Source organism: Bacillus sp. E214, assembly GCF_008087365.1.
In the GTDB taxonomy this organism is placed as follows: Bacteria; Bacillota; Bacilli; order Bacillales; family Pradoshiaceae; genus Pradoshia.
In genome coordinates this window covers 431,714-456,002 of sequence record NZ_VENN01000001.1, presented here as the reverse complement: position 1 = coordinate 456,002, position 24,289 = coordinate 431,714, and the positions used below count along the sequence as shown (strand labels likewise).

21 protein-coding genes are annotated in these 24,289 nt (G+C 38.2%); 1 reads left to right on the top strand and 20 read right to left on the bottom strand.

What is annotated here, in order from left to right; translation table 11 throughout:
* Positions 1 to 81: 81 nt before the first annotated feature.
* Positions 82 to 636 (bottom strand): signal peptidase I, encoded by a 555-nt coding sequence (lepB, locus tag FHY47_RS02170; protein ID WP_148629586.1) that lies wholly within the window; start codon positions 634 to 636, stop codon positions 82 to 84.
* 537 nt (positions 637 to 1,173) lie between these two features.
* Here lepB and FHY47_RS02165 point away from each other — a divergent pair.
* Entirely contained in the window at positions 1,174 to 1,734 is a 561-nt protein-coding gene (locus FHY47_RS02165) for a GNAT family N-acetyltransferase (RefSeq protein ID WP_066100238.1), read from the top strand.
* Between the two features lie 141 nt (positions 1,735 to 1,875).
* Here FHY47_RS02165 and FHY47_RS02160 read toward each other — a convergent pair whose 3' ends face one another.
* From FHY47_RS02160 to FHY47_RS02070, 19 genes are all read right to left on the bottom strand, one after another.
* Positions 1,876 to 3,054, bottom strand: a complete 1,179-nt coding sequence (locus tag FHY47_RS02160) for a glycine C-acetyltransferase (protein ID WP_066100241.1) — start codon at positions 3,052 to 3,054, stop codon at positions 1,876 to 1,878.
* Positions 3,055 to 3,166: 112 nt separating this feature from the next.
* Positions 3,167 to 4,207 (bottom strand): L-threonine 3-dehydrogenase, encoded by a 1,041-nt coding sequence (gene tdh / locus FHY47_RS02155; RefSeq protein WP_148629585.1) that lies wholly within the window; start codon positions 4,205 to 4,207, stop codon positions 3,167 to 3,169.
* 345 nt (positions 4,208 to 4,552) lie between these two features.
* Positions 4,553 to 5,419: a 2-oxoacid:ferredoxin oxidoreductase subunit beta gene (locus FHY47_RS02150; protein ID WP_066100243.1), complete on the bottom strand. Its 867-nt coding sequence runs from the start codon at positions 5,417 to 5,419 to the stop codon at positions 4,553 to 4,555.
* On the bottom strand, positions 5,420 to 7,156 hold the full coding sequence (locus FHY47_RS02145; protein WP_066100246.1) for a 2-oxoacid:acceptor oxidoreductase subunit alpha: 1,737 nt from the start codon (positions 7,154 to 7,156) through the stop codon (positions 5,420 to 5,422).
* Positions 7,157 to 7,327: 171 nt separating this feature from the next.
* Entirely contained in the window at positions 7,328 to 8,248 is a 921-nt protein-coding gene (locus FHY47_RS02140) for a dipeptidase (protein ID WP_066100249.1), read from the bottom strand.
* A 119-nt stretch (positions 8,249 to 8,367) separates the two neighbouring features.
* Complete coding sequence (spoVS, locus tag FHY47_RS02135) at positions 8,368 to 8,628, bottom strand: stage V sporulation protein SpoVS (protein WP_066100252.1); 261 nt, start codon at positions 8,626 to 8,628, stop codon at positions 8,368 to 8,370.
* A 135-nt stretch (positions 8,629 to 8,763) separates the two neighbouring features.
* Positions 8,764 to 9,561, bottom strand: a complete 798-nt coding sequence (locus FHY47_RS02130) for a TIGR00282 family metallophosphoesterase (RefSeq protein ID WP_066100255.1) — start codon at positions 9,559 to 9,561, stop codon at positions 8,764 to 8,766.
* 111 nt (positions 9,562 to 9,672) lie between these two features.
* On the bottom strand, positions 9,673 to 11,232 hold the full coding sequence (gene rny / locus FHY47_RS02125; RefSeq protein ID WP_066100258.1) for a ribonuclease Y: 1,560 nt from the start codon (positions 11,230 to 11,232) through the stop codon (positions 9,673 to 9,675).
* Positions 11,233 to 11,767: 535 nt separating this feature from the next.
* Entirely contained in the window at positions 11,768 to 12,811 is a 1,044-nt protein-coding gene (gene recA / locus FHY47_RS02120) for a recombinase RecA (protein ID WP_066100261.1), read from the bottom strand.
* 258 nt (positions 12,812 to 13,069) lie between these two features.
* Positions 13,070 to 14,317 (bottom strand): competence/damage-inducible protein A, encoded by a 1,248-nt coding sequence (locus tag FHY47_RS02115; protein WP_148630234.1) that lies wholly within the window; start codon positions 14,315 to 14,317, stop codon positions 13,070 to 13,072.
* Between the two features lie 43 nt (positions 14,318 to 14,360).
* On the bottom strand, positions 14,361 to 14,939 hold the full coding sequence (pgsA, locus tag FHY47_RS02110) for a CDP-diacylglycerol--glycerol-3-phosphate 3-phosphatidyltransferase (protein WP_066100270.1): 579 nt from the start codon (positions 14,937 to 14,939) through the stop codon (positions 14,361 to 14,363).
* Positions 14,940 to 15,020: 81 nt separating this feature from the next.
* The gene (locus FHY47_RS02105) at positions 15,021 to 15,908 is read right to left on the bottom strand and encodes a helix-turn-helix domain-containing protein (protein ID WP_140461289.1); all 888 of its coding nucleotides are present in this window, start codon (positions 15,906 to 15,908) and stop codon (positions 15,021 to 15,023) included.
* Positions 15,909 to 15,926: 18 nt separating this feature from the next.
* Positions 15,927 to 16,721 (bottom strand): DUF3388 domain-containing protein, encoded by a 795-nt coding sequence (locus FHY47_RS02100; RefSeq protein WP_066100277.1) that lies wholly within the window; start codon positions 16,719 to 16,721, stop codon positions 15,927 to 15,929.
* Positions 16,722 to 16,835: 114 nt separating this feature from the next.
* Entirely contained in the window at positions 16,836 to 17,561 is a 726-nt protein-coding gene (gene ymfI / locus FHY47_RS02095) for an elongation factor P 5-aminopentanone reductase (RefSeq protein WP_066100280.1), read from the bottom strand.
* A 244-nt stretch (positions 17,562 to 17,805) separates the two neighbouring features.
* Entirely contained in the window at positions 17,806 to 19,092 is a 1,287-nt protein-coding gene (gene yfmH, locus FHY47_RS02090) for an EF-P 5-aminopentanol modification-associated protein YfmH (protein ID WP_066100283.1), read from the bottom strand.
* A complete protein-coding gene (gene yfmF / locus FHY47_RS02085) occupies positions 19,092 to 20,369 on the bottom strand; it encodes an EF-P 5-aminopentanol modification-associated protein YfmF (protein ID WP_066100285.1) in 1,278 nt (425 codons plus the stop codon). The genes yfmH and yfmF overlap by 1 nt, the downstream gene beginning before the upstream one ends.
* A gap of 262 nt (positions 20,370 to 20,631) precedes the next feature.
* The gene (locus tag FHY47_RS02080) at positions 20,632 to 21,591 is read right to left on the bottom strand and encodes an ABC transporter permease (protein ID WP_148629584.1); all 960 of its coding nucleotides are present in this window, start codon (positions 21,589 to 21,591) and stop codon (positions 20,632 to 20,634) included.
* The gene (locus FHY47_RS02075) at positions 21,592 to 22,644 is read right to left on the bottom strand and encodes an ABC transporter permease (protein ID WP_148629583.1); all 1,053 of its coding nucleotides are present in this window, start codon (positions 22,642 to 22,644) and stop codon (positions 21,592 to 21,594) included. It abuts the gene before it with no gap.
* Positions 22,644 to 24,170, bottom strand: coding sequence for an ABC transporter ATP-binding protein (locus tag FHY47_RS02070; protein WP_066100293.1), 1,527 nt, complete (start codon positions 24,168 to 24,170; stop codon positions 22,644 to 22,646). The genes FHY47_RS02075 and FHY47_RS02070 overlap by 1 nt, the downstream gene beginning before the upstream one ends.
* Between the last annotated feature and the right edge of the window lie 119 nt (positions 24,171 to 24,289).

The following is a 24,289-nucleotide window of genomic DNA, read 5'->3' as shown; positions in this document are numbered from 1 at the left end:
TCTCCAAAAAAATGTTTGTCTGCGTTATACCAATGTATTCTTTGATATAAGGCAGACAAACATCCTCCAACACTATTCATGTTACTTCGCAAAACCAATATCACTTATTGGCCAAATGCGCAGTTTCACTTCACCAATAATTCGATCCATCGGCACAAAACCAAATATCCTGCTATCTTTACTGTACAAGCGATTATCTCCAAGAACAAACATTTGTCCCTTTGGAACTTTTTGTTTACCTGTCAAATTCCTCAATGTAAAATCTTCAGTCAGACGTTCCCTCTCTTGTAAATCCTTCTTAAATTCCACCAGATAAGGTTCATCAACCGCTTTTCCATTGATATATAGAACATCATTCTTCATCTCAACAGTATCTCCTGGAAGACCAATTACACGTTTTACATAACTATCAGATGAATCTGTTGCATGAAATACGACCTCATCAAAACGGTTAATCGTTGTCATTTTACTTAAGATAACCCGATTTCCATCCTCGAGACTGGGAAGCATAGATTCTCCCCTCACTGTAGTTGGCGTAAAAACAAACTGACGCATTAAAGTCACAATAACAATTGCCAATACGACAGATTTAAACACTGACATAGCTTCTTTTCCTATATTTATTTTATCATTCATAAACCGTACTCCTTTAACCTAATTCATGTACACCCGCTCTGTTCTCTTCTTCATTCATTCCCTTACAAAGAACAATACAAACGTGTTGGATGTATAAGACGTACAATGTCAATGAGCTAACAAGCCTTTATGTTCTATCATTCTTAATGAATTTTCTGTACCACTTAAAGACTGTTGGAGAATAGCAAAAAAACAGATAGCGCAATAGGACAATTACATAGAAAAAAGAATAAAGCCACCTGAATAGGATTACCTAGTGAATCAATGACAAGTTTCCCCCCACTGCTTTTTCTTCATTTTGTTCATTAAAACTACTTTCAGAGATATCGACCCTAAAGGTTACTCATCCTAAACAAGCGAGAATCCTTTTAAATACTATTTGTAATTTTCAAATATTTGGTTTTGGGATATAGTTATACTATTAATAAAAAGGAGTTGTGGATATGACCGCGCATATGGCAGTAGATGTTTTGTTAACCAACAAATAATCTGAGGGAGTGTATCTCCGACTGCACCCCTTATTAAAGGGAGAAAAACATGAAACAATTTTTTGATAACTATTTATCAGGTAAAACAGTTTTATTGAAACAAATGGAACCACATCATTTTGAGCGCTTTGCTGAAATTGAAAATGAAAATAGTACACTATTACTTGCAAATGATGATATTCCATTTCCATTAACAGCTGAAGATCACACAAATTTTTTCAAAACGATTAGTGGGAAAAAAGAAGAGTTTATGTTTGGTATTTTTGAGAAAGAATCAAATGAACTTATTGGATCATGTGGTGTATTCGCAATTAACTGGAAGAATAGCACGTGTTTTGTTGGGATATCCATTGGCAACGAGTGGCACAATAAAGGCTTTGGCACAGATGCTATGAATACATTAATTTCTTTTGTTTTTAATTACATCCATATCCATAAAATCAAACTTCAGGTGTTCAGTTTTAATACCAATGCTATCCGCTCTTACGAAAAATGCTATTTTAGTAAGGAGGGTACATTACGAAATGAAATCTTCAGATTTGGGTCATTCCATGATGTACATGTATATGGTTTACTGAGAGAAGAATGGAACAAGCGACAGACTAACTAACTAAAAAAAGCATTAATTCACGTTCTTCATGAATTAATGCTTTTCTGTATTACTATTAACTTGTTAATTAGAGATATCTGAAGTTCCCTCTAAGTAGCCTATTATTTTAAATAACTATTTTCGAAAGACCATTCATACAGTTTATTTAATAATCCCCAGCTCTTTACCAGCCTTTTCAAATGCATTTAATGCTTTAGCCAGCTCCTCTTTGGAATGTTCTGCTGTTACAATGGTCCTGACACGTGCATGACCCTTTGCAACAGTTGGGAATGCAATCCCCTGAGCAAATACACCATATTCCATTAATTTATTAGACAGCTTATTTGTCAAAGCCTCATCCCCAACGATAATGGGAGTGATCGGTGTTTCGCTTTTTCCGGTATTAAAGCCCATAAATTCTAGTCCTTCTTTGAAAAACTTTGTATTCTCCCACAAACGCTCAATTAATTCCGGTTCTTCCAATAATACATCAATTGCTTCTATATTAGCCATTGTCACTGCAGGCGGGTGTGATGTACTAAATAAGAAAGGTCTGCCTTTATGAATTAAATAATCAACCAATGTACGGCTGCTTGCCACATATCCTCCAAGAACCCCTATAGCCTTGCTTAACGTACCTACCTGAATATGAACACGTCCATCCAAACCGAAGTGATTGACGGTTCCACGCCCATTTTGGCCAAGTACTCCTGAGGCATGCGCATCATCGACCATAATAAGTGCATCATATTTTTCTGCTAACTCCACAATCTCGGGTAGCGGTGCGATATTGCCATCCATGGAAAAGACACCATCTGTTACAACTAAGCGTTTACGATAGGATTGAGTCTCTTTCAGGACATCCTCCAAGCTGTTCATATCGACATGCTTATAAACACGGCGTGTAGCTTTTGTTAGTCTTATTCCATCGATTATGGAAGCATGGTTTAATTCATCCGATATAACCACATCTTCCTGTGTAAGAATCGCGGATAGAACTCCTTGATTCGTTGTAAATCCAGATTGAAATACTAAAGCCGCTTCCGTATGTTTAAATTTCGCCAACTTCTCTTCTAACTCTATATGCATATCCATGGTACCGGCAATTGTACGTACCGAACCTGTTCCCACTCCATATTCTTCAATGGCATCAAGCGCTGCATCCTTTAAACGAGGATGTGAAGTCAATCCAAGATAGTTGTTAGATGATAATTGAATCAAATTTTCCCCATTAATCTTAACTTTTGTACCTTGTTCTGATTCCAGAGGAATTAATGGATGGAACAAACCTGTTCCTTTCATTTCGTCTAATTCTGTTTGCAAGTATTCAAACCCCTTCAAATCGCTTCCTCCTCATCCAATTGTTTACCTTATATTCCTTCTATTCCCTATATTTTTGCATTATATCAATAGTATTGAATAAATTTATTACTCTTCCTCATTCAGCACCCTTTTACGGCAGTAATATCACTTTTCCACACTCACCTTTGATCATAAGGTCAAAGCCTTTTTCATACTCTTCTAAAGGGAAGTGATGGGTGATTAATGGTTTAACATCAACCTGCCCTGATTCCAGCAATCGGGAAACCTGCTGCCACGTTTTAAACATTTGTCTCCCTGTAATTCCTTGAACGGTTATCCCCTTAAAAACGATATCATCAGTAATATTGAGAGGCACAGGCTTAGAGGGTAAGCTTAAAATAGAAAACCTGCCTCCATTCGTAATCATTTTAAATCCTTGATCGATGGCTATAGGATGACCACTCATTTCACAAACAATATCAACCCCATTTCCACCCGTTAAATCATAAACTGCCTGAACAGGATCTGTCTTCGATGAATTAATCATCACAGTAGCGCCCAATTTACCCGCTAGCTCTAAACGGTAATCATTAAGATCTAACGCAATGACCTGTGAAGCCCCAGCTGCTTTTGCCACTCCCACTGCCATAATACCAATTGGACCGCAACCGATAATAGCGACCGTTTTCCCGACTACTTCACCTGACAATACGGTGTGGACCGCATTCCCCATAGGCTCCTGTATAGAAGCTACATCTATAGGCATATCTACAGGATTTTTCCAAAGATTAGATGCCGGTAAAGCTACATATTCAGCAAAACACCCCTGTGTATCAACCCCAATTATCTTTGTGTTTTTACATATATGATATTGTCCCGTCATACATTGAGGGCAGATTCCACAAACTAAATGTGTCTCAGCGGAAACATAATCACCTATCTGGAAATCCTGTACTTTATTTCCCACTTCAACAATCTCTCCTGAGAATTCATGCCCAAATGCATAAGGAGGATTAACCCTATGTTGAGACCATTCATCCCAAGTATAAATATGGACATCCGTCCCGCATATGGACGTCGCCTTTACTTTAATCAACACTTCATCCTCTTTGATAGAAGGAATATCAATCAATTGGAGTTCTGCTCCATAACCTCTTTTATGTTTTACAACCGCTTTCATTTTTCCATCCACCGTATACACACTCCTGTCTAAAAAAACCTGGTTTATACCAAAATTTTAAATTTTTAACTTAATTATGTAAATAGGCTATTCCTCGTATGGCGGACAGTTGATTATAAGAAGAATATTTTTTTAAAAAAGTATACTAAAGTGAATATTTTGTCCGGACTAAGACAACCTACATTGTCATCTAAGAATGAATCCCCATGTATAAGTCGTTATCAAAGGTATCTGCTAATCATAATAAAAACCCCTGATATATCAAGGGGTTCATTCTTCAAGAGATTTCTCCATGAATACTTACCTCACATTACATAAAAATAATACCGACCGATTACTCGGCCGGTGTTTATTCAATTACATAAATTCTGCTGTCAATTTATCAAAATGTTCCTGAGTCAATTTCAAATCAGCAGAAGATAAAGGTTTTTCAGCATACCCCTGAATTAATTCCTGATAGGAAGGCTGAGCAGTATTTTGATAAATTAAGCCGGTAACTAAGCCTTTATGCTCCATTAACGTCTGCATCGCTGCTTCTTTATTGGATGGATCGTAACCTTCAATTGTTGAAAGCTTTGTTAAATTACCCTTGAACCAATCATACGTATTCACTTTATTATAGGTCACGCATGGACTGAAAACATTAATTAAAGAAAAACCTTTATGACGAATACCTGCTTCAATCAATGCTGTCAAATCTTTTAAGTCGCTGGAAAAGCTTTGCGCCACAAAAGTCGCACCAACTGACAAGGCCATTTCCATTGGAGATATCGCCTGTTCAATCGAACCTCCAGGCGTAGATTTCGTCTTAAAGCCGGCTGCAGAGCGCGGTGATGTCTGACCCTTCGTTAAACCGTATATTTGATTGTCCATAACAATATAGGTGATATCAATATTTCTCCTAATCGCATGTACTGTATGACCCATGCCAATTGCAAATCCATCACCATCTCCACCTGAGGCAAGGACGGTTAAATCACGATTCGCCATTTTGACACCCTGTGCGATTGGTAAAGAACGGCCATGTATACTGTGAAACCCATAGGATTGGATATAACCGGAAATACGGCCTGAACAGCCTATTCCGGAAATCACAGCAAGTTGATCCGGTTCCAGACCTACATTAGCTGCTGCCCTCTGGATAGCGGCCTGAACAGAGAAGTCACCACAGCCGGGACACCAGTTTGGTTTTACATTATTTCTAAAGTCTTTAAATGTAGCCATTTAAACCAACTCCCTGCATTTTGTATACACTTCGTACGGCAAAAATGGATTGCCGTCATATTTTAAAAGCTTCGTAATCTTCTCGGCATGGCCAATATTCATTTTCAGAATGTTGGCAAGTTGTCCTGTTGCATTATTCTCGATAACAACTACCTTTTTCGCATCCTGAACATAGGGCAGTAACTCATGGGCAGGGAATGGATGAAGAAGCCTTACATGTACATGGTTGACTTTAATCCCGTCATCAGCCAGGTTTTTCATCGTCTCTTCAATGACACCTCTAGTAGAAATAAATCCGACCAATAGCAAGTCTGGATTCTCATGGACAGCATTTATATGGATTGGATCTTTAAATCTTACAGACTCGATTTTGCGCATTCGTTTATCCATTTGAGCTACACGATTGGAAGCAACCTCTGAGGGTTTTCCCGTCTCATCATGTTCAACGCCTGTAACATGATGGATTCCATTTTTCATTCCTGGAAGAGGTCTTGGTGATATCCCGTCTTCCGTTACAGCATATCTCTTAAAATAACTTTTATCAGTAGGCTCAGGTAACTCCTCAGAAATTAATTTACCTCTCCTAATCTCAACCCTGCTAAAATCTAAAGGCTCAACGGTTTGTTTACCCAATGATAATTGTAAATCGGAAAGGATAATCACCGGAACCTGATATTCTTCAGCTAAATTAAAAGCTTCTACTGTATCGTAGAATGCTTCCTCCACTGTACTTGGTGCAAGAACGATTTTTGGAATTTCACCATGAGTTCCATAAATCATTGCCATCAAATCGGATTGTTCCTGTTTTGTAGGCATACCTGTCGAAGGGCCTCCACGTTGTGTGTCGACAATTACAAGCGGAGTTTCTGTAATACCCGACAATCCAATTGCCTCCATCATTAGCGATAAACCTGGACCAGCTGAAGCTGTTAAACTGCGTACACCTGCATAATTTGCGCCAATTGCCATCGTACAAGCAGCAATCTCATCTTCTGTCTGTATGACGGCTCCTCCAAACTTTGGCAGTTGCTTAATTAAATACTCCATTATCTCAGAGGCAGGCGTAATCGGATAGGCAGCCATAAAGCGAGTTCCACCAGCCAGAGCACCCATGGCAATCGCATCATTACCAATCATGAATAAACGTTTTTTTCCATCAGCTTCTACTAGCTGCAACACTCCAGCCTTGTTACCCATTTGTTCCATTAAAAAGTCATAGCCAGCTTGAATCGCTTCTAAATTCTTTTCAACGACAGCGGCTCCTTTTCTTCCAAATATTTCCTCAACCACTTCTGAAAATACCTGAATATTTAAACCAAGCACAGCACTAGAAGCGCCGATAGCTACCATGTTCTTCATCAAAGATGTCCCAAGCTGAGAGGCTATTTCTGTAAATGGGACGGAATAGAGTACTGCTTCGGTATCTAAAGGAGCTTTGGGATCAAACTTGGTGTCGGCCAAAATAATACCGTCTTTATGTAATTCTTTATAATTCACATCAATGGTTTCTTGGTCAAATGCCACTAACACATCCAAATCGTCGGCTATTGATCGAACCTGTGTTGTGCTTACTCGAATTTTATTATTTGTATGGCCCCCTTTAATACGGGAAGAAAAATGGCGATACCCATACAAGTAATATCCCAGACGATTTAATGCAATAGAAAAAATTTCTCCAGTACTTTCTATGCCTTCACCTTGCTGCCCTCCAACTTTCCATGAAAGTTGTTTATTCATTTCCTTTACACCCCTTCGATTCCCTTATATGAAATATTGGTTTTTCATGTCAGCTATAAAACTATTAACAATAATTTTATTATTTACTAGAATATACCATTATGTCTACAATATTAAGCTTAAGTTTCTAAAAAAACCATAAATAAAGAAATAGCGTATTCAATTCAACCCCTATTGGCCATATCTTGATGCAAAATTATCAAATAAGAAGTGACGGACATCCTCTTCCTTATAATACTTCAGCAGCTCGTTAACCAGATTACTATATTGTTCCACTCTGCTGAGAGAATGTACGCTTGTTGTCGTCCCATCAAAGTCAGATCCAAATCCTACATGACGGGCACCTCCAAGTGAACAAACATGTTCCAGATGCCTCAATACATCAGTCAAGTTTGCCTGATTGGTACCTGTTAAAAATTCAGGGACAAATGTAAGTCCCATAACCGATTTTTTTTGAATTAATGCTTTAATTTGTTCATCACTCAAATTTCTTGGATGATCAACTAGCGATCGGCAATTTGAGTGAGAAGCAATTGGTCTGCTATGTATTTCCATGCAATCCCAAAATGCTCTCTCCGATAAATGAGATACATCACACCAGTTGTTCGTAACATTCAACAATTCAACTACCTTTTTCCCAAAGGCGGTTAGACCGGCAGCGCGTTTTTCCAATGCACCATCAGCGACCAGATTAGCCCAGTTCCATGTCAACCCTACCACTGTAACACCAAGCCTCAGTAATAGCTTCAACTTCAACATGTCGTCGCCAATACAGTCACAACCCTCCAACATGAGAATCGCACCTGTCTCTCCCTCTTTAAGCCTGCCAATATCCTTATACTTTCGAATGAATTTTAACTTCCCTGTGCCAATTATTTGGTCATAAAAAATATCCACCATGGCAAGAGCTGCATCAAAGCGGATAGAAGGATGTACATTTTCCGGTATATAAATAGCGAAAACTTGTACTTGTATATTAGCTGCTTTCAAACCAAGATTTGTTACCTCTAGCTCCCTGCTATGATAAAAGTCCAATTTTGGATTAAGAAACAGCTTCATTAACACATCACAATGTGCATCAAATATTCTCATTTAAGCTAATCCCCCATGTTATGTTAGCTTCGGTTAACAAAAAGGAGCATCCTCCCGGTCGGAGAATACGCCTACCGATCCCTTATCAGAGTCAGCTCCAGTTTTACTGCAGTTTCATTTCACCGTGGTTCTATAATTAGTTTTATGGCGGTACGTTCCTCACCATCAATTAAGATATCTGTAAAAGCAGGAATGCATATAAGATCCATCCCGCTGGGTGCGACGAATCCTCTTGCAATCGCTACGGCTTTTACTGCTTGGTTTAATGCACCTGCACCTATTGCTTGGATTTCTGCTGCTCCTCTTTCTCTAAGTACTCCAGCCAGCGCTCCAGCCACAGAGTTGGGATTAGATTTTGCTGAAACCTTTAATATTTCCATTTCTGGTCCTCCTCATCTTATTCCAAGACATGTCCCCTAGTGAGTATGTTTTTTCTGTTAACTATATTCATAATGAACAAAAGATATACCATACAAAAAAGCCAACCCCTATAGGTTGGCTCCTCGCAATCGTTTTTAATAAAAGAATGGATGATCTTCATTAATTAAAATTCTCTCAGTTTTTTTCGCTTTGCCCGTTTTAGGATCTAAATCAATAATTAAACCACTAAGTACAGCTCTTCCCTCTTTTGGTACTTCAAATCTCACAGGCAGGCTTGTTAAGAATTTCTTGATGACAGCATCGCGTTCCATTCCTAGAATACCATCATAAGGCCCTGTCATTCCTACGTCAGACATGTAAGCAGTTCCTTTAGGCAGAATTCGGTTATCAGCTGTTTGGACATGTGTATGGGTCCCAACTACCGCTGACACTCGTCCATCCAGATACCATCCCATTGCCTGTTTTTCACTGGTTGCTTCAGCATGCATGTCAACAAATATAAATGGCGTTCGCTTACTGGCCTCTTCTACCAATTTATCTGCACATAAAAATGGATCATCAAGCGCAGGCATAAAGGTTCTGCCCTGCAGGTTAATAACAGCCAATTCAAACTGATTCATCTTAACAAAGGAAAGTCCCGTGCCCGGTGTTCCCTCCGGAAAATTCCCAGGGCGCACCAGATATTTTGCTTCTCCTATAAATTCAAAAATATCACGATTGTCCCAGGAATGATTACCAAGTGTAATGATATTAGCTCCGTACTCAAGTAATTCTTTATAAATTTTTTGGGTAATCCCTCTTCCAGCTGCAGCATTTTCTCCATTAATGATGACAAACTGCGGTCTATATTTTTCCTTTAACTTCCCTAAATATTCTTTCACCATTGCTCTTCCAGGTGATCCAACAATATCCCCTATAAATAATAACCTCATTTTCGCTTTCCTTTCTTTGAAACTAGGCCAAGATTATCTTTGGTATAGTTTAACTTTTTTGTTTAAAAAAGTTTCGATCTCCAAAAAAATAAAGCGGTGAGGAACACCGCTTTATTTTGCATATTCAACTGCTCTGGTCTCACGAATAACCGTCACTTTAATATGTCCCGGATAGTCCAGTTCATCTTCAATACGTTTTCTAATATCTCTGGCTAATCGGTGTGCCTCTAAATCATCAATACTTTCAGGCTTAACAATAATACGAACTTCTCGTCCTGCCTGGATTGCAAATGATTTTTCAACACCTTCATAGGATTCAGAAATATCCTCAAGTTTTTCAAGGCGACGAATATAGTTTTCAAGCGTTTCACTTCTAGCTCCAGGTCTAGCTGCAGATAATGCATCAGCAGCTGCTACCAGAATGGCAATTATAGATTTTGGTTCGGCGTCTCCATGGTGAGAAGCAATACTATTAATGACAACAGGATGTTCCTTGTACTTCGTAGCAAGTTCCACTCCTATTTCCACATGGCTTCCTTCTACTTCATGGTCAATCGCTTTACCGATATCATGCAATAGTCCAGCGCGCTTTGCCAATGTAATATCTTGACCAAGTTCTGCTGCCATCAAGCCGGATAAATAAGCTACTTCCATCGAATGTTTAAGCACATTCTGACCATAGCTTGTACGGTATCTTAAGCGGCCAAGAATTTTTATTAAATCTGGGTGTAAGCCATGAACCCCAACTTCAAATGTTGTTTGCTCACCGATTTCACGGATATGCTCATCGACTTCCCTTCTTGCTTTATCAACCATTTCTTCAATACGAGCCGGATGGATACGCCCATCCTGAACAAGCTTTTCAAGGGCAAGTCTTGCAGTTTCACGTCTAATTGGATCAAATCCAGATAAAATGACAGCTTCAGGTGTATCATCAATAATTAAATCGATTCCCGTCAACGTTTCAAGTGTTCGAATATTACGTCCTTCTCGACCGATAATTCGACCTTTCATTTCATCATTTGGAAGATTAACAACAGAAACGGTCGTTTCGGCCACATGATCTGCTGCACAACGTTGAATCGCAAGTGACAAGATTTCACGTGCCTTTTTGTCTGCTTCTTCCTTCGCTCGGTTATCGCTCTCTTTCATCATGATTGCAATATCATGTGATAGCTCTTTCTCAACACGATCAAGGATAATGGCTTTTGCTTCTTCTCTAGTCAGGCTAGAAATACGTTCAAGTTCAGAACTTTGAGCTTGAATTATCTCGTCCACTTTGCTTTCCATCTGTTCAATATGCTGTTGTCTTTGGTTCAGAGAATCTTCTTTCTTCTCCAATAAAGCCTCACGTTTATCTTGAGAGTCTGCTTTACGGTCCAGATTCTCTTCTTTTTGTAGAATTCGATTTTCCTGTCTCTGTAATTCAGTTCGTCGATCACGAACTTCCTTTTCAGCATCAGTCCGAAGCTTATGAATCTCATCCTTTGCTTCAAGAAGGGATTCCTTTTTCAAGGCGTCCGCTTCACGCTTTGCGTCCTCAATAATTTTTTCAGCTGCGTTCGTTGCGCCGGATATTTTAGATTCAGCTATAGATCTTCTTAACAAATAGCCAACAACTGCACCAACAATTAGGCCAAGCAAAATGGAGATGATAGCGATTGGATCCATCATTACACCTCCTCTTGCTATTAACTTTTTTAATCTCTTTTACTACATTGTTTTCAATTCTGGCATGTACATCATCTAAAAATATACAGCACAATCGCTTTTAGGCATGTCATAAAAAAAGATATTAATACATTTCTATTGTAAAGTTATGAAAATTTGTTGTCAAGAGCAAGTCCTGACGCTCTTTTAATCGTTTTTAGAAAATACAGACAGATATACAATTTTCGTGACCCTATCCACCTAGGTCATAGTTTCTAATAATACTCTCCACTTTAAGACAGCCGCTTCCCATTAAGTTGAGTAAAAGTACAAAAGCCGAAGAAATTATTTGTTTTTCGCATCTTTTCTAATAAAGTTATAGATTTTTCTCAAACAACACTTACTGATTGATCATACTCTGCCAGTCACTATACTACCTAAATATTATTTCTTTCATGATTCTCTTCAGAAACAGCTAAATTTATAATAAAACACACCCTGAGGCCCACCTATAGAAAGAGCAAACCCATAATCAGGTTTGCCCATTACAAACTACTTATTCAGGTAAATCAAATTTATCCATTTCCTCTGCTGCTTCAACCACTTTCGCTTCACCGTTTAATCCATAGGCTGAGCGGATTTTAATGGAAATTTCATCCCGAACATCTGGATTTTCTTTTAAGAAGAGCTTCGCATTCTCTCTTCCCTGTCCTAAGCGATCTCCATTATATGAGTACCAAGACCCACTCTTTTCAATAATATCCAATTCAGAACCAATGTCGATGATTTCTCCTTCTTTGGAAATACCCTCACCATACATAATATCAAGTTCTGCCACTTTGAAAGGTGGAGCCACTTTATTTTTAACAACCTTTACTTTAGTCCTGTTCCCTACAATATCATTTCCCTGTTTCAGTTGTTCTGCACGTCTTACTTCAAGGCGAACCGTAGAATAGAACTTAAGAGCACGACCACCTGGAGTTGTTTCTGGGTTACCAAACATAACACCAATCTTCTCACGGATTTGGTTGATAAAGATTGCTATGGTGTTAGATTTATTAATGGATCCAGAAAGTTTACGAAGAGCCTGAGACATTAAACGGGCTTGTAGACCCATATGAGAATCTCCCATTTCACCTTCAATCTCAGCTTTTGGTACTAAAGCAGCCACTGAGTCAACAACGATAATATCAATTGCACCACTTCGTACAAGCGCCTCAGCAATTTCCAATGCCTGTTCACCTGTATCTGGTTGGGAAAGTAATAATTCATCTATATTTACGCCAAGCTTTTGTGCATATGCCGGATCTAAAGCATGTTCTGCATCAATAAATGCTGCTTGTCCACCCTGTGCCTGTACTTCAGCAATTGCATGTAAAGCTACTGTCGTTTTACCGGAACTCTCCGGTCCATAAATCTCAATTATTCTACCTCTTGGATATCCACCCACACCGAGGGCTGAATCAAGAGCAAGCGAACCACTTGGAATGGTAGAAACCTTTCTGTCTGCTCTTTCCCCCAGCTTCATTACTGAACCTTTACCAAATTGCTTTTCAATTTGTTTTAGCGCCATATCGAGCGCAGCTTGACGTTCACTCACAGTTTATTTCCTCCCCATATCTATATAAAAACATTACATGTATAATTTAGAACTTATTTATACTATACCTCATCTGTCCCCATTTAACAAGTAAAAAAGCGAACATTTATTCGTATTGTTTTAATGGTAATTTTGCTAATAAATTTAAAGAAACTCTCTAGCAAACAGAATGCTTTTAGCAGTAATTAAAGTAAAACTAAAATTATCTCAATTTTATAAACAATAGAAATCCCCAACCATATAAGTTGGGGTTTTCTATTATGCATATAACTCTCTCAACTTTCGGATAAGAAAATGACAGCCATACTTCATGCTTCTTACCCGATTAACCTCACGCATACCGCCTAAGTCCAATCTCTTTGCGTACGTTTTCTGACCGGAAATGGCTATACCGATATAAACAGTCCCTACCGGATGACCTTCCAATTCATCTGGTCCAGCTACTCCAGTAAAACTAATCCCAATATCAGATTGGAGCATGGCTTTAATATTATCAGCCATTTCCATAGCACATTGCTCACTGACAACTCCATATTGGTCGATGGTTGATTGTTCGACCTTCAAAAGCTTTTCCTTTGCTTCATTGGTATAAACAACAATACCGCCCTTAAGGATTAAACCGGCTCCCTGTATATCCGTCATTTTTTCCTGAAACATTCCGCCGGTTAAGCTTTCTGCTGCCGATATTGTAAGCTCATTTTCTTTTAAAAGATTGATAAGTTCAGTCATAATAGTCGCATCATCATATCCGTAAAAATATTCTCCCACACGCGAAAGAATTTTTTCTTCTGTCTCTTTTAATAGTTTGTCAGCTTCTTCAATAGATTCATGTTTAGCTGTAATCCGAAGAGTTACCTCTCCATCTGAGGCAAGAGGCGCTATTGTCGGATTACTTTGCTGATCCAGTAAATCTTCTATTTCTGTTTCAAGCTGTGATTCCCCAATACCAAAGAAACGGAGGACTCGGGAATCTATACGCTCCACCCTGTCCATTAATCTCAAAAGATAAGGAACTGCAAAATTTTGATGCATTGGCTGCATTTCACTTGGAGGACCTGGTAATAAAATGTGAAGAAAATCCCCATGAGACACAACCATTCCGGGAGCCATTCCATTTTGATTAGGGAATACTTCCGATCCTCCAATAACCAATGCTTGCTTCCGGTTGTTTTCTGTCATCACCCGTTTTATTTTCTTGAAATATTCTTCAATATTTTCCATAGCTTTTTGGTCTGTTATTAATGTTTTACCTATATGGGCAGCTACAACTTCTTTTGTTATATCATCCTTTGTTGGTCCCAACCCACCAGTGTATATTATGAGATTTGCTCGGGATTCTGCAATTTCAATAGCCTTTTTTAATCGTACAGGATTATCCCCAACTACTGTATGGTAATATACGTTAATACCTATCTCTGCCAGGCTTTTTGATATAAACTGAGCATTGGTATTTGCAATCTGTCCAAGTAATAACTCAGAGCCTACCGCTATTAATTCTGCATTCATTCTGTCACCCGCCATTTAACAAGTTATATTTAGAATGATACCCTTATTTAGAATTTAAAAACGCATGTTTATTCTTAGCAAAGTAATCCCAGCCAGACCATAGAGTAAAGAATAAGGCTACGTAAAGAGCTATATCAGCAAACGGGAAATTAATCCAAGCAAATGGTAGATTATGCAATAGTAATGCAGCTATAGCTATGATTTGAGTCCATGTTTTAATTTTACCCAATTGATTCGCTGCAACCACTTCACCTTCACCGGCTAGAACCAGGCGAAGACCTGTTACCGCAAATTCACGGCTGATAATTAAAATAACAATCCAAGCAGGCGCCAACTCGTATCCTACAAGTATAATTAATGCTGCAGATACAAGAAGTTTATCTGCCAACGGATCAAGAAACTTTCCAAGGGTTGTGACCAGATTATGTTTTCTAGCATAATATCCATCAATCCAATCAGTAGTGGAAGCAATGATAAAAATGATAGCTCCAACAAAATGAGAGATAGGCAACTCCACATCGTTAATCACCCACGTTCCCCAATCAATGGAAGGAAGCATGATAATCATAAACACAGGGATCATGCAAATTCTGGAAATTGTTATCTTGTTCGGTAAATTCACTTGATGTTCCTCACTTTACTTTTAAATTTTATTTATAAAAGGATAGACGAGAGAAGGCCATCCATTGATGACCTTCCAATCTTACTCCTTCGTGTAATCGATCGTTATGTTTTGGACAATCAGTTCACTTTCATACTCTAGTTTTTCATCATTAACAAAAATTTCAGTGTCTGGAGTTTTCCCTATATTCATGACTATTTGATTATCATCTGAAAGATCAAAATCCTGGCTTTCTCCATTTTGAATCACCCCATTGAAGAGATTTTCTCCCTTGGAGTTTTTAACAGATACCCATGTCTCGCCGGTAGATTTTACTGATACCTTAAATTCATCTGTATTACTTAATTCATATGTTGTATTTTTTCCATTCGCGGAGGTCACTTTCAGCTCAGCAGAACCTGCTTCTTCCGGCTCTTTAGATTCTTCCTCAGCATTCTCTGGATTACTTTCTTCTTCTGTTTCCGTTTCTTCTTTCTCATTGGTGTTTTCTTCTTGGTTTGTGGATTCACCCTGCTCAAGTCTTACAGGGTCACCGTTTTGATTAACTGTCCCTGTGTCATCATTATTACCAATGGCTTTTGCTACAAAGTAATAAATAATAGCCACTACTGCAACAAGGAACACAGCTATCAAAATTTTAGGAAGTACTTCCATCCACTTTGAATGCTGTACTGGCAATGTTTTTTTCGATTGCACTCTAGATAATTTTTGAGGAATCTCCTCCTGCTGAACTGCCGCAGGAATATCCGTTTGATGCTCCGCAAAAAGCTGTTCAGGATCTAATCCAACTGCTTCAGCATATTGTTTAATAAACGCTCTGACATAGAATTTGCCCGGCATCATTTCATAATTGCCTTCTTCTATACCAACAAGATAACGCTTTTGTATTTTGGTTATCTGTTGAAGGTCATCCAGGGTTAATCCTTTAGACTCTCTGGCTTCCTTTAATACTTTACCTAATTCCGTCATATAAACACCTTCTAATCACTAAAAATCAAACGATCCAAATTCGGATCCTCCAAATAAAGAGGACTGTTGGTCTACTGCTTCATATGTGATCTCTTCGTTCGGGTCATTACGTAGTTCAATAATATAATCAAAATCGTTCATTGTATACTCTGAATTTTGTACAAACACATCAGGATGTTCAACAACTTTAATTGAATCAAGTCTCATGATCTCACGCACAAGCTGCCAATGCCTTTCATTGGCTCTGCGAGTTGAAACAATCCCATCCAGAATAAATAAGTTATCTTCATTGTATTCATCTTCAATTAATTGATTTCGAACGGTTTGTTTTAATAAGGTGGAAGATACAAATAACCACCGCTTATTCGCACAAACACTTGCAGCAACAATCGATTCAGTTTTACCAACCCGGGGCATACCCCTGATTCCAATTAGTTTATGGCCTTCCTGTTTAAAAAGCTCGGCCATAAAATCAACTAGAAGCCCAAGATCTTCTCTTACAAATCGGAATGTTTTTCGATCATCTGCATCTCTTTGTATATAACGACCATGTCTGACTGCTAACCGATCTCTTAATTTCGGCTCTCTAAGTTTAGTTACTTTTATCGTATCCATTGTTTGCAGAATTGATTCCAGGCGTTCAATTTGACGATTATCCTTCGCCAAGAGAAGCATACCTCTTCTCCCCTCATCCACACCATTGATGGTTACGATATTTATGGAGAGCATTCCTAGCAAAGAAGAAATATCCCCTAACAAACCGGGACGGTTAATTTTAATTTCATATTCAAAATACCATTCCTTCTTGTCCATACCGTTCCCCCTAAGAGAAATATTTGACAAATTCCTTCAATATTTTCCCTATATCCTATCATATCTGATTTACTGACGAGTGGAAAGCAAAATACATAGTGTAGCATTAAATACTTATGTATTCCATCCGCCATTCACACTGATAATCTGCCCTGTTATATAACTGGAGTCTTCTGAGAGGACAAAGGAAACAACTCCAGAGATATCCTTCGGATGCCCCAGCCGCCCCATTGGGATTTCTTCTTCCAATTCTCTAAGCTCTTCAGAATCGAATCGATTGAGCATAGGTGTGGAAATTGCACCGGGTGATATAGCATTTACACGGATTCCGGAAGGTGCAAGCTCCTTCGCAAGTGCCTTGATAAAAGAATTCTGTCCACCTTTTACCATTGAATAAAGAACTTCACAGGAAGCACCCACTTCTCCCCAAATAGAAGTAATGGCAATGATACTGCCATCTTTTTTTTGTATTAACTTAGGAACTAGTCCTTTAGTCAATAAAAAGGGAGATGTAATATGTAATGAAACCATCTGTTTGGCTCGGTCATCGGTTATATCTGTTATTAAACCAAAATGACTGTCACCGCTATTTAGTATTATCGTATCAATTTGATTAATTTCGTCAATTATAACTTGATGTCCGCCATCTTTACTTAGATCAGCCTGAATTACTTTCACCTGTATTTGAAATGGTTTTAACTGATCTAAAAGCGAATTAATTCCGCTAAGATTACGGTTATAATGGAGATATAGATTCCAGCCCTCTGCAGCCAAACGTAATGCAATTGCTTGACCAATTCCTCCACTAGCACCCGTAATGAGTGCATATTTTCCATTCATAATAAAAACCCCTTGCCGTAAATAACACTTACAATACTTTTCATTATAAAGCTTGAAGATGAAAAGTAAAACCACCAATTGAAAATAGTCAATTGTTTCTAATATAAGCTTCTTTAATCCTACCAAATAGTTATCGTAAACCAGTGAATCAGTTAAGCTGGTTAATTGTCCGTTTACCTTGTATTATATAAACAAATTTAAATACAAAAAGAGCCAAAACCATTACGGCTTGGCTCTTACCCATTCAGGATGGAAGTATTTGAAATACTGACATTCTATCCTCATCTATAAATTCCTGTACTGCTTTATTCACTTCATCATAGGTCAAAGCTTCCAAAACAGTCACAACATCAAATAGCTTCATGTCATTAAAAGCATATCGTGTAAATTGATTGGCTATCGATTCAGGTGAATTCAATGACCTGAGGAAGGCACCAATTTTCTTCTTACGAATTGAATTTAATTTTTCCTCTGTTACAATTTTTCCTTCGCGGGCCGCAAAAAGAATATTTTTCAATTCTTCCTCTAAATGATCCGGCTTATCTGTATCACTGCCGACCATTCCAAATCCAAATCCATATTCCTGTGTATAATCATAAAAGAATGAATGGTCAATTAACCCTTCAGAATATAGTTTTTCATAATACTCGGAGCTTTTTCCAAAAGTCATATCCAGAAAGAGGTTGATAGATAGCTCTTGTTTTAATAAATCAATCCCCTGGAGAGTTGGATTATTTGCCTTCAATCCAACCACACACTTAGGCGTCTGGACATGCATATTGGTTGAGCGTTTTTTAGTAGCGACATTAGCCGGCTCTGCATCAAATTTCCGTTCGATTTCCCCACGTTTATCGAAGTTTTTCTTAGCCTGGTTGTCACGAACTTGCTGCATGATTGTTTCCGGATCCAATGGCCCTGTAATAAACAGAAGCATGTTGCTTGGATGATAAAATGCATTGTAGCACTTATAGAGCAGTTCTTTTGTTATTCCTGAAATCGACTCAATGGTACCAGCTATATCAATTTTCACAGGATGATTATGATATAGATTTTCAATAATACCGAAATATAATCTCCAATCTGCATTATCATCATACATGGTAATTTCCTGGCCAATAATCCCTTTTTCTTTTTCCACACTCTTATCCGAGAAATATGGTTCCTGGACAAAATCAACTAATGTTTCTAAATTTTTCTCTACATCCGTTGTACTGGAAAAAAGGTACGCTGTTCGAGTAAAGGATGTAAAAGCATTGGCCGCTGCACCTTGTTTACTGAACTGCTGGAATACATCACCATCTTCTTTTTCGAACAATTTATGCTCTAGGAAGTGGGCAATTCCATCCGGGACCCTGGAATATTCATCTGCACCGGGCTCTTTAAAATGATTATCGATTGATCCATATTTAGTTGTAAAAGTGGCATAGGTCTTATTAAATCCTTTTTTCGGAAGGATGTACACAGACAAACCATTATCCATTTTTTCGAAATATAATTCTTCCTGAAGCTGGTCAAATAGTATTTTCTCCATTACTCAGTCACCTCATCTCCACTTAAAAAATAGATCGTATCCATTTGAATTTTTTCTCCACAAGCCACAATTTCATCCTTTGTTACTCTATCAATCGAAGACAACCAATCATCCAATGGTTTATCAACAGCGGCAACCACATTATGATATAGAACTTCTGTTAGACCACGGGAGGTGTCGATCGTTTCGAGCAATTGATTTTTAATGATTGCTTTTGTTTGTTCCATTTCTTGATCCGAAAATTCGCCCTTTTTCATAGCTTCCATTTGTTCTTTTATGATCGTTACTGCCTGATTATAATTTTTATTATCAATGCCGGACATAACCATTAAAAGACCTTTATGACTTTCAAGTCGTGATGCGGCATAATACGCCAAACTTGCTTTTTCACGAACGTTTATGAAAAGTTTAGAGTGTGAAAACCCTCCAAATATCCCATTAAACATTTGCAAAGCAAAATAATCTCGATCGCCATAAGTGATATTTGTTCGGTAGCCAATATTCAGCTTACCCTGTTTGATATCCTGCGTTTCTTTCAGTTCTTTCACTTCAAGGATATCATGTTTATTATGCATAACCCGTTCAGGTTTTCTCTCCGCGAACTGAAAGTATTCACTAGACATTTGCGTTACCCTGGCTTCATCCAAATCCCCAATTACATAGAGGTCCAATTCATCTTCGGCAAACGCTTTTTTATAATAATTGTATAGGGATTCAGGAGTGATTTCATCGACTTCGCTTATAATCCCGTTTGCTTCCAGCCGATAATTTTCTTCCATACACATTTCCTGAGTTAAGCGTAATGAAGAATAACGCATTTTATCATCATATACAGCCTGCAGCCTTTGTTTCAGAGCACGCTTTTCCTTTGCAACTGTATCTGCATCAAAAGCATCTCCCTTTACATTAGGATTAATCAAAACATCATGTAAAAGCTTAAACGCTTGTTCCAACAGCGGTTCAGGCTTGGATAAAAATCGTTCATTTACCATTTCCATTTGAAAACTCATAATATGATATTCGCCTTTTTTACTGACATCTGTAAAAAGACTGGCTCCATATAATTGATCTAGATGGGAGCGGAAAGCTGTAGATGTTGGATATGCAGCTGTATTACTTTGCAGGACATTTGGCAACAAAGCTCTATATGTAACGGTTTCTTCCTTTAAAGGTGCTTTCATCTTCCAAACAAGCGTCGTTGTTTTAAATTTCTTAGTTGGTACAAAATGAATCGTAATGCCAGCTTGTTTTAGTTTAATCTCATCAATAACTGCCATATTTTTGACCTCCCTTTACTCAATGTTATGCAGGTTCTTAACCATATTGTTCGTCTCAAGGATTTTTTTTAAACCTTTAGTTTGAATATACAGGTTAAATGGAATGTAAATCAAGGAACTGACCCTGACCTTCTTTCATTCTTTCTTCTAAATTCGATCTAATTAAAATCGACACGCTTTAGGTGAGAAAAAAAAAGACAAGGACTGCTCTTGCAATAAGAACAGCACTTGTCTTTGATTAAATCATGAATGAGTTTACCTTTTAACGTTTTCCTTTGATATATGGCGTACCGGATGCTTTTGGAGCATCTGCACGTCCAATAAATCCTGTTAAAGCCAGAATCGTTAATACATATGGCAAAATTAACATATATACATTCGGAATGTCACTAAAGAATGGCAGCATTGAGCTTACAATACTTAAACATTGCGCAAATCCAAAGAATAACGCTGCGCCCATTGCACCAATTGGATGCCATTTACCGAATATCATAGCTGCAAGCGCCATAAAACCTTGTCCGGATATTGTCGCATGAGTAAAGTCTAAAGCAATAGTCGAAGCATAAATAGCTCCACCCAACGCTCCCAGAATTCCACTTAAAATAACACCAATATAACGCATTTTATTAACGTTTATCCCCATTGTGTCAGCGGCCATTGGATGTTCACCAACTGAACGAAGGCGTAAACCAAACGGTGTTTTATAAATGGCATACCAGCAAATCACAGCAATCACAATCGCCAGGATCGAGGTTAAATATACATCTGAGAATAAAATTTTACCCAATACAGGTATATCACTTAAACCAGGTATATCAAAACTGTAAAATGGTTCAGCAATTTTATCAGTTTGTCCTTTTCCGTAAACTAATTTCACAAGGAACATACAAGCTCCAAGCGCCAACATATTAATGGCTACCCCACTGACTGTTTGGTCAGCCCTGAATGTTATAGATGCAACTGCATGCAATAGGGAGAAAACCCCACCAACTACCATAGCTACAACTAATGAAATCCAAGGAGTCCATTCATGAAATGTATCTGCAAATGTCAAGTTGAATACAATGCTTGTAAAAGCACCAACTACCATTAAACCTTCTAATCCAATATTTACTACACCAGAACGCTCAGAAAATACACCACCGAGGGCTGTCAGAATAAGTGGAGAGGCGTAAACAAGTGTAGAAGGAACAAGTATCGCTAGTATCTCTAAAAAACTCACTTATTCCACCCCCTTTTTCTTGCTAAACTTTCTCAGCATGAGACGAATAACATAACTGGATGCAACAAAGAATATGATTAAAGCTATAACTACATCAATGATTTCAGTTGGTATTCCAGTTTCCATTGGCATATTCAATGAACCATATTTCAATCCACCGAATAATAAAGCAGCAAGTACAACACCTATCGCTGTATTGGCACCTAGTAATGCCACTGCGATTCCGTCAAAACCTACCCCTGTATGCGCTCCTTTTACACCAATATACTCGAATGTTCCAAGTCCTTCCATAGCACCGGCAAGTCCTGCAAAAGCACCAGAGATCAGCATGGCATATACTATATTACGATCTACACTGATACCTGCATATTTAGATGCATGCTGGTTAAAACCAACCGCTTTTAATTCGTAGCCTCTTGTTGTTTTTTCTAATAAAAACCACATAATGATTGCTCCAAGAATTGCTACCGCAAATCCCCAGTGTAATCTAGAGTTAATCGTCATTTCAGCTAAAAAATCAGAACGTAAAGATGCTGATGGAGCAATCTTTTCAGTTTTGTCCATGTTATCAGTTAAAACGTAACTGATAATATAGTTGACTACATGAAGAGAAATGTAGTTCATCATAATGGTTGTTATAACTTCATGCACTCTAAATTTAGCTTTTAAGAGACCTGGAATGAATGCCCATAAAGCACCAGCTAAAGCAGCAACAATGACCGCAAGCGGCAAATGGATGATTTTAGGAAGGTCAGTAAATAACGTTCCAATCCAAACAGCACCTAACCATCCCATTAAAAACTGGCCCTCAACACCAATATTAAAAAGTCCAGTCCTAAATGCAAAGGCAACGGCTAAACCTGCAAGTATATAAGGGCTCACTTGACGGATTGTCTCACCTATTGCATAGGAATCATAGAATATACCATCCCATAAAGCTCCATAACCAGCTATCGGATCATAACCGCTGACCCACATTACGATAGCACCTGCGATTAAACCGAGCAAGACAGCTATAACAGGGATTAATAAGTTCGATAATCTTTTATACATTAGCTTTTCCCCGCTTCCTTAACCTTACTTCCTGCCATTAATAATCCGAGTTCCTGTTCAGTCGTTTTCTTAGGATCAACAATAGCCACAATGGAACCTTCATATATAACAGCAATACGGTCACTAACATTTAAAATTTCATCCAGCTCAAAGGAAACAAGCAATACTGCTTTCCCCTGATCTCGTTGCTCAATTAAACGTTTGTGAATGAACTCAATAGCTCCTACATCAAGGCCACGTGTTGGCTGAGCAGCAATTAACAAATCAGGATTTCGATCTATTTCACGAGCAATGATCGCCTTTTGCTGGTTTCCTCCAGACAAAGCTCTTGCCGGAGTATACTCACTTGGAGTACGAACATCAAACTCTTTAATTAAAGTACGAGCTTTATTAAAGATATTTTTATAATTTAAGATTCCCCATTTTGAAAGTGGTTTTTGATAATATGTTTGGAGAACCATATTCTCGCCAATTGAATAGTCTAGTACAAGACCATATTTATGTCGATCCTGAGGAATATGCCCAATTCCTGTTTCTGTAATTTTCCTTGGACTCTTCTTCTGGATTTCAGTCCCATTTATAGAAATGGTACCGGATTCTGGTTTTCTCAGGCCAGTGATTGCTTCAATCAGCTCAGATTGTCCATTTCCATCGACACCTGCAATCCCCACAATTTCTCCTGCACGAACGGATAGGTTAAGGCTTCGAATTGCTTCAACACCACGGGAGTCTTTAACTACAAGATCTTGTATATTCAATACCTCTCCACTTGGATTTGCATCCTGCTTCACAGTTGTAAAAACCACTTCTCGCCCTACCATCAGACTCGCTAATTCATTAGGATTCGTTTCACTGACATTTACAGTACCAATTCCTTTTCCTTTACGAATAACCGTACAACGGTCACAGACTTCCATAATCTCTTTAAGTTTGTGAGTAATCAGTATGATGGATTTACCTTCAGTGATCAAATTTTGCATGATCTGTATTAACTCTTTGATTTCCTGTGGTGTCAATACGGCTGTAGGTTCATCAAAAATAAGAATGTCAGCTCCACGATATAGAGTTTTAAGGATTTCAACCCTTTGCTGCATACCTACAGAGATATCAGAAATCTTGGCATCCGGATCAATTTTCAATCCATATCTTTCTGATAACTGCCTAACTTCCTGGGCAGCCTCTTTTAAATCAATTTTTCCACCTTTGGTGGGCTCCTTACCAAGAATAATGTTTTCTGTTACTGTGAACGTATCAACAAGCATGAAATGCTGATGCACCATTCCTATGCCCAAGTCATTTGCAATATTTGGGCTTGTAATTTTTACTTCCTTACCATTTACACGGATTTCCCCTTGTTCTGGCTGGTAAAGACCGAACAAGACATTCATTAACGTGGATTTTCCTGCACCATTTTCTCCCAACAACGCATGAATCTCACCTTTTTTTAATTGCAAGGTGATATCATCATTTGCGACGATGCCCGGGAACTCTTTACGGATGTGCAACATCTCAATAACATAGTCCACAGTTTTTTCACTCCTTTTTCCAGAGAAGATTCATAAGTAAGATGACAAAAGAAAAGTTGCCAATCTAGTTTTAGCAACCTTTCCTTTACCATATTGCTTAAAGGTCTGATGTCAGACTG

What these genes read in the sequence shown, in the direction of transcription:
- lepB (WP_148629586.1), bottom strand. Translation starts at nt 636, where the DNA reads ATGAATGATAAAATAAATATAGGAAAAGAAGCTATGTCAGTGTTTAAA.
- FHY47_RS02165 (WP_066100238.1), top strand. Translation starts at nt 1,174, where the DNA reads ATGAAACAATTTTTTGATAACTATTTATCAGGTAAAACAGTTTTATTG.
- FHY47_RS02150 (WP_066100243.1), bottom strand. Translation starts at nt 5,419, where the DNA reads ATGGCTACATTTAAAGACTTTAGAAATAATGTAAAACCAAACTGGTGT.
- FHY47_RS02145 (WP_066100246.1), bottom strand. Translation starts at nt 7,156, where the DNA reads ATGAATAAACAACTTTCATGGAAAGTTGGAGGGCAGCAAGGTGAAGGC.
- FHY47_RS02140 (WP_066100249.1), bottom strand. Translation starts at nt 8,248, where the DNA reads ATGAGAATATTTGATGCACATTGTGATGTGTTAATGAAGCTGTTTCTT.
- spoVS (WP_066100252.1), bottom strand. Translation starts at nt 8,628, where the DNA reads ATGGAAATATTAAAGGTTTCAGCAAAATCTAATCCCAACTCTGTGGCT.
- FHY47_RS02130 (WP_066100255.1), bottom strand. Translation starts at nt 9,561, where the DNA reads ATGAGGTTATTATTTATAGGGGATATTGTTGGATCACCTGGAAGAGCA.
- rny (WP_066100258.1), bottom strand. Translation starts at nt 11,232, where the DNA reads ATGGATCCAATCGCTATCATCTCCATTTTGCTTGGCCTAATTGTTGGT.
- FHY47_RS02115 (WP_148630234.1), bottom strand. Translation starts at nt 14,317, where the DNA reads ATGAATGCAGAATTAATAGCGGTAGGCTCTGAGTTATTACTTGGACAG.
- FHY47_RS02105 (WP_140461289.1), bottom strand. Translation starts at nt 15,908, where the DNA reads ATGACGGAATTAGGTAAAGTATTAAAGGAAGCCAGAGAGTCTAAAGGA.
- FHY47_RS02100 (WP_066100277.1), bottom strand. Translation starts at nt 16,721, where the DNA reads ATGGACAAGAAGGAATGGTATTTTGAATATGAAATTAAAATTAACCGT.
- ymfI (WP_066100280.1), bottom strand. Translation starts at nt 17,561, where the DNA reads ATGAATGGAAAATATGCACTCATTACGGGTGCTAGTGGAGGAATTGGT.
- yfmH (WP_066100283.1), bottom strand. Translation starts at nt 19,092, where the DNA reads ATGGAGAAAATACTATTTGACCAGCTTCAGGAAGAATTATATTTCGAA.
- yfmF (WP_066100285.1), bottom strand. Translation starts at nt 20,369, where the DNA reads ATGGCAGTTATTGATGAGATTAAACTAAAACAAGCTGGCATTACGATT.
- FHY47_RS02075 (WP_148629583.1), bottom strand. Translation starts at nt 22,644, where the DNA reads ATGTATAAAAGATTATCGAACTTATTAATCCCTGTTATAGCTGTCTTG.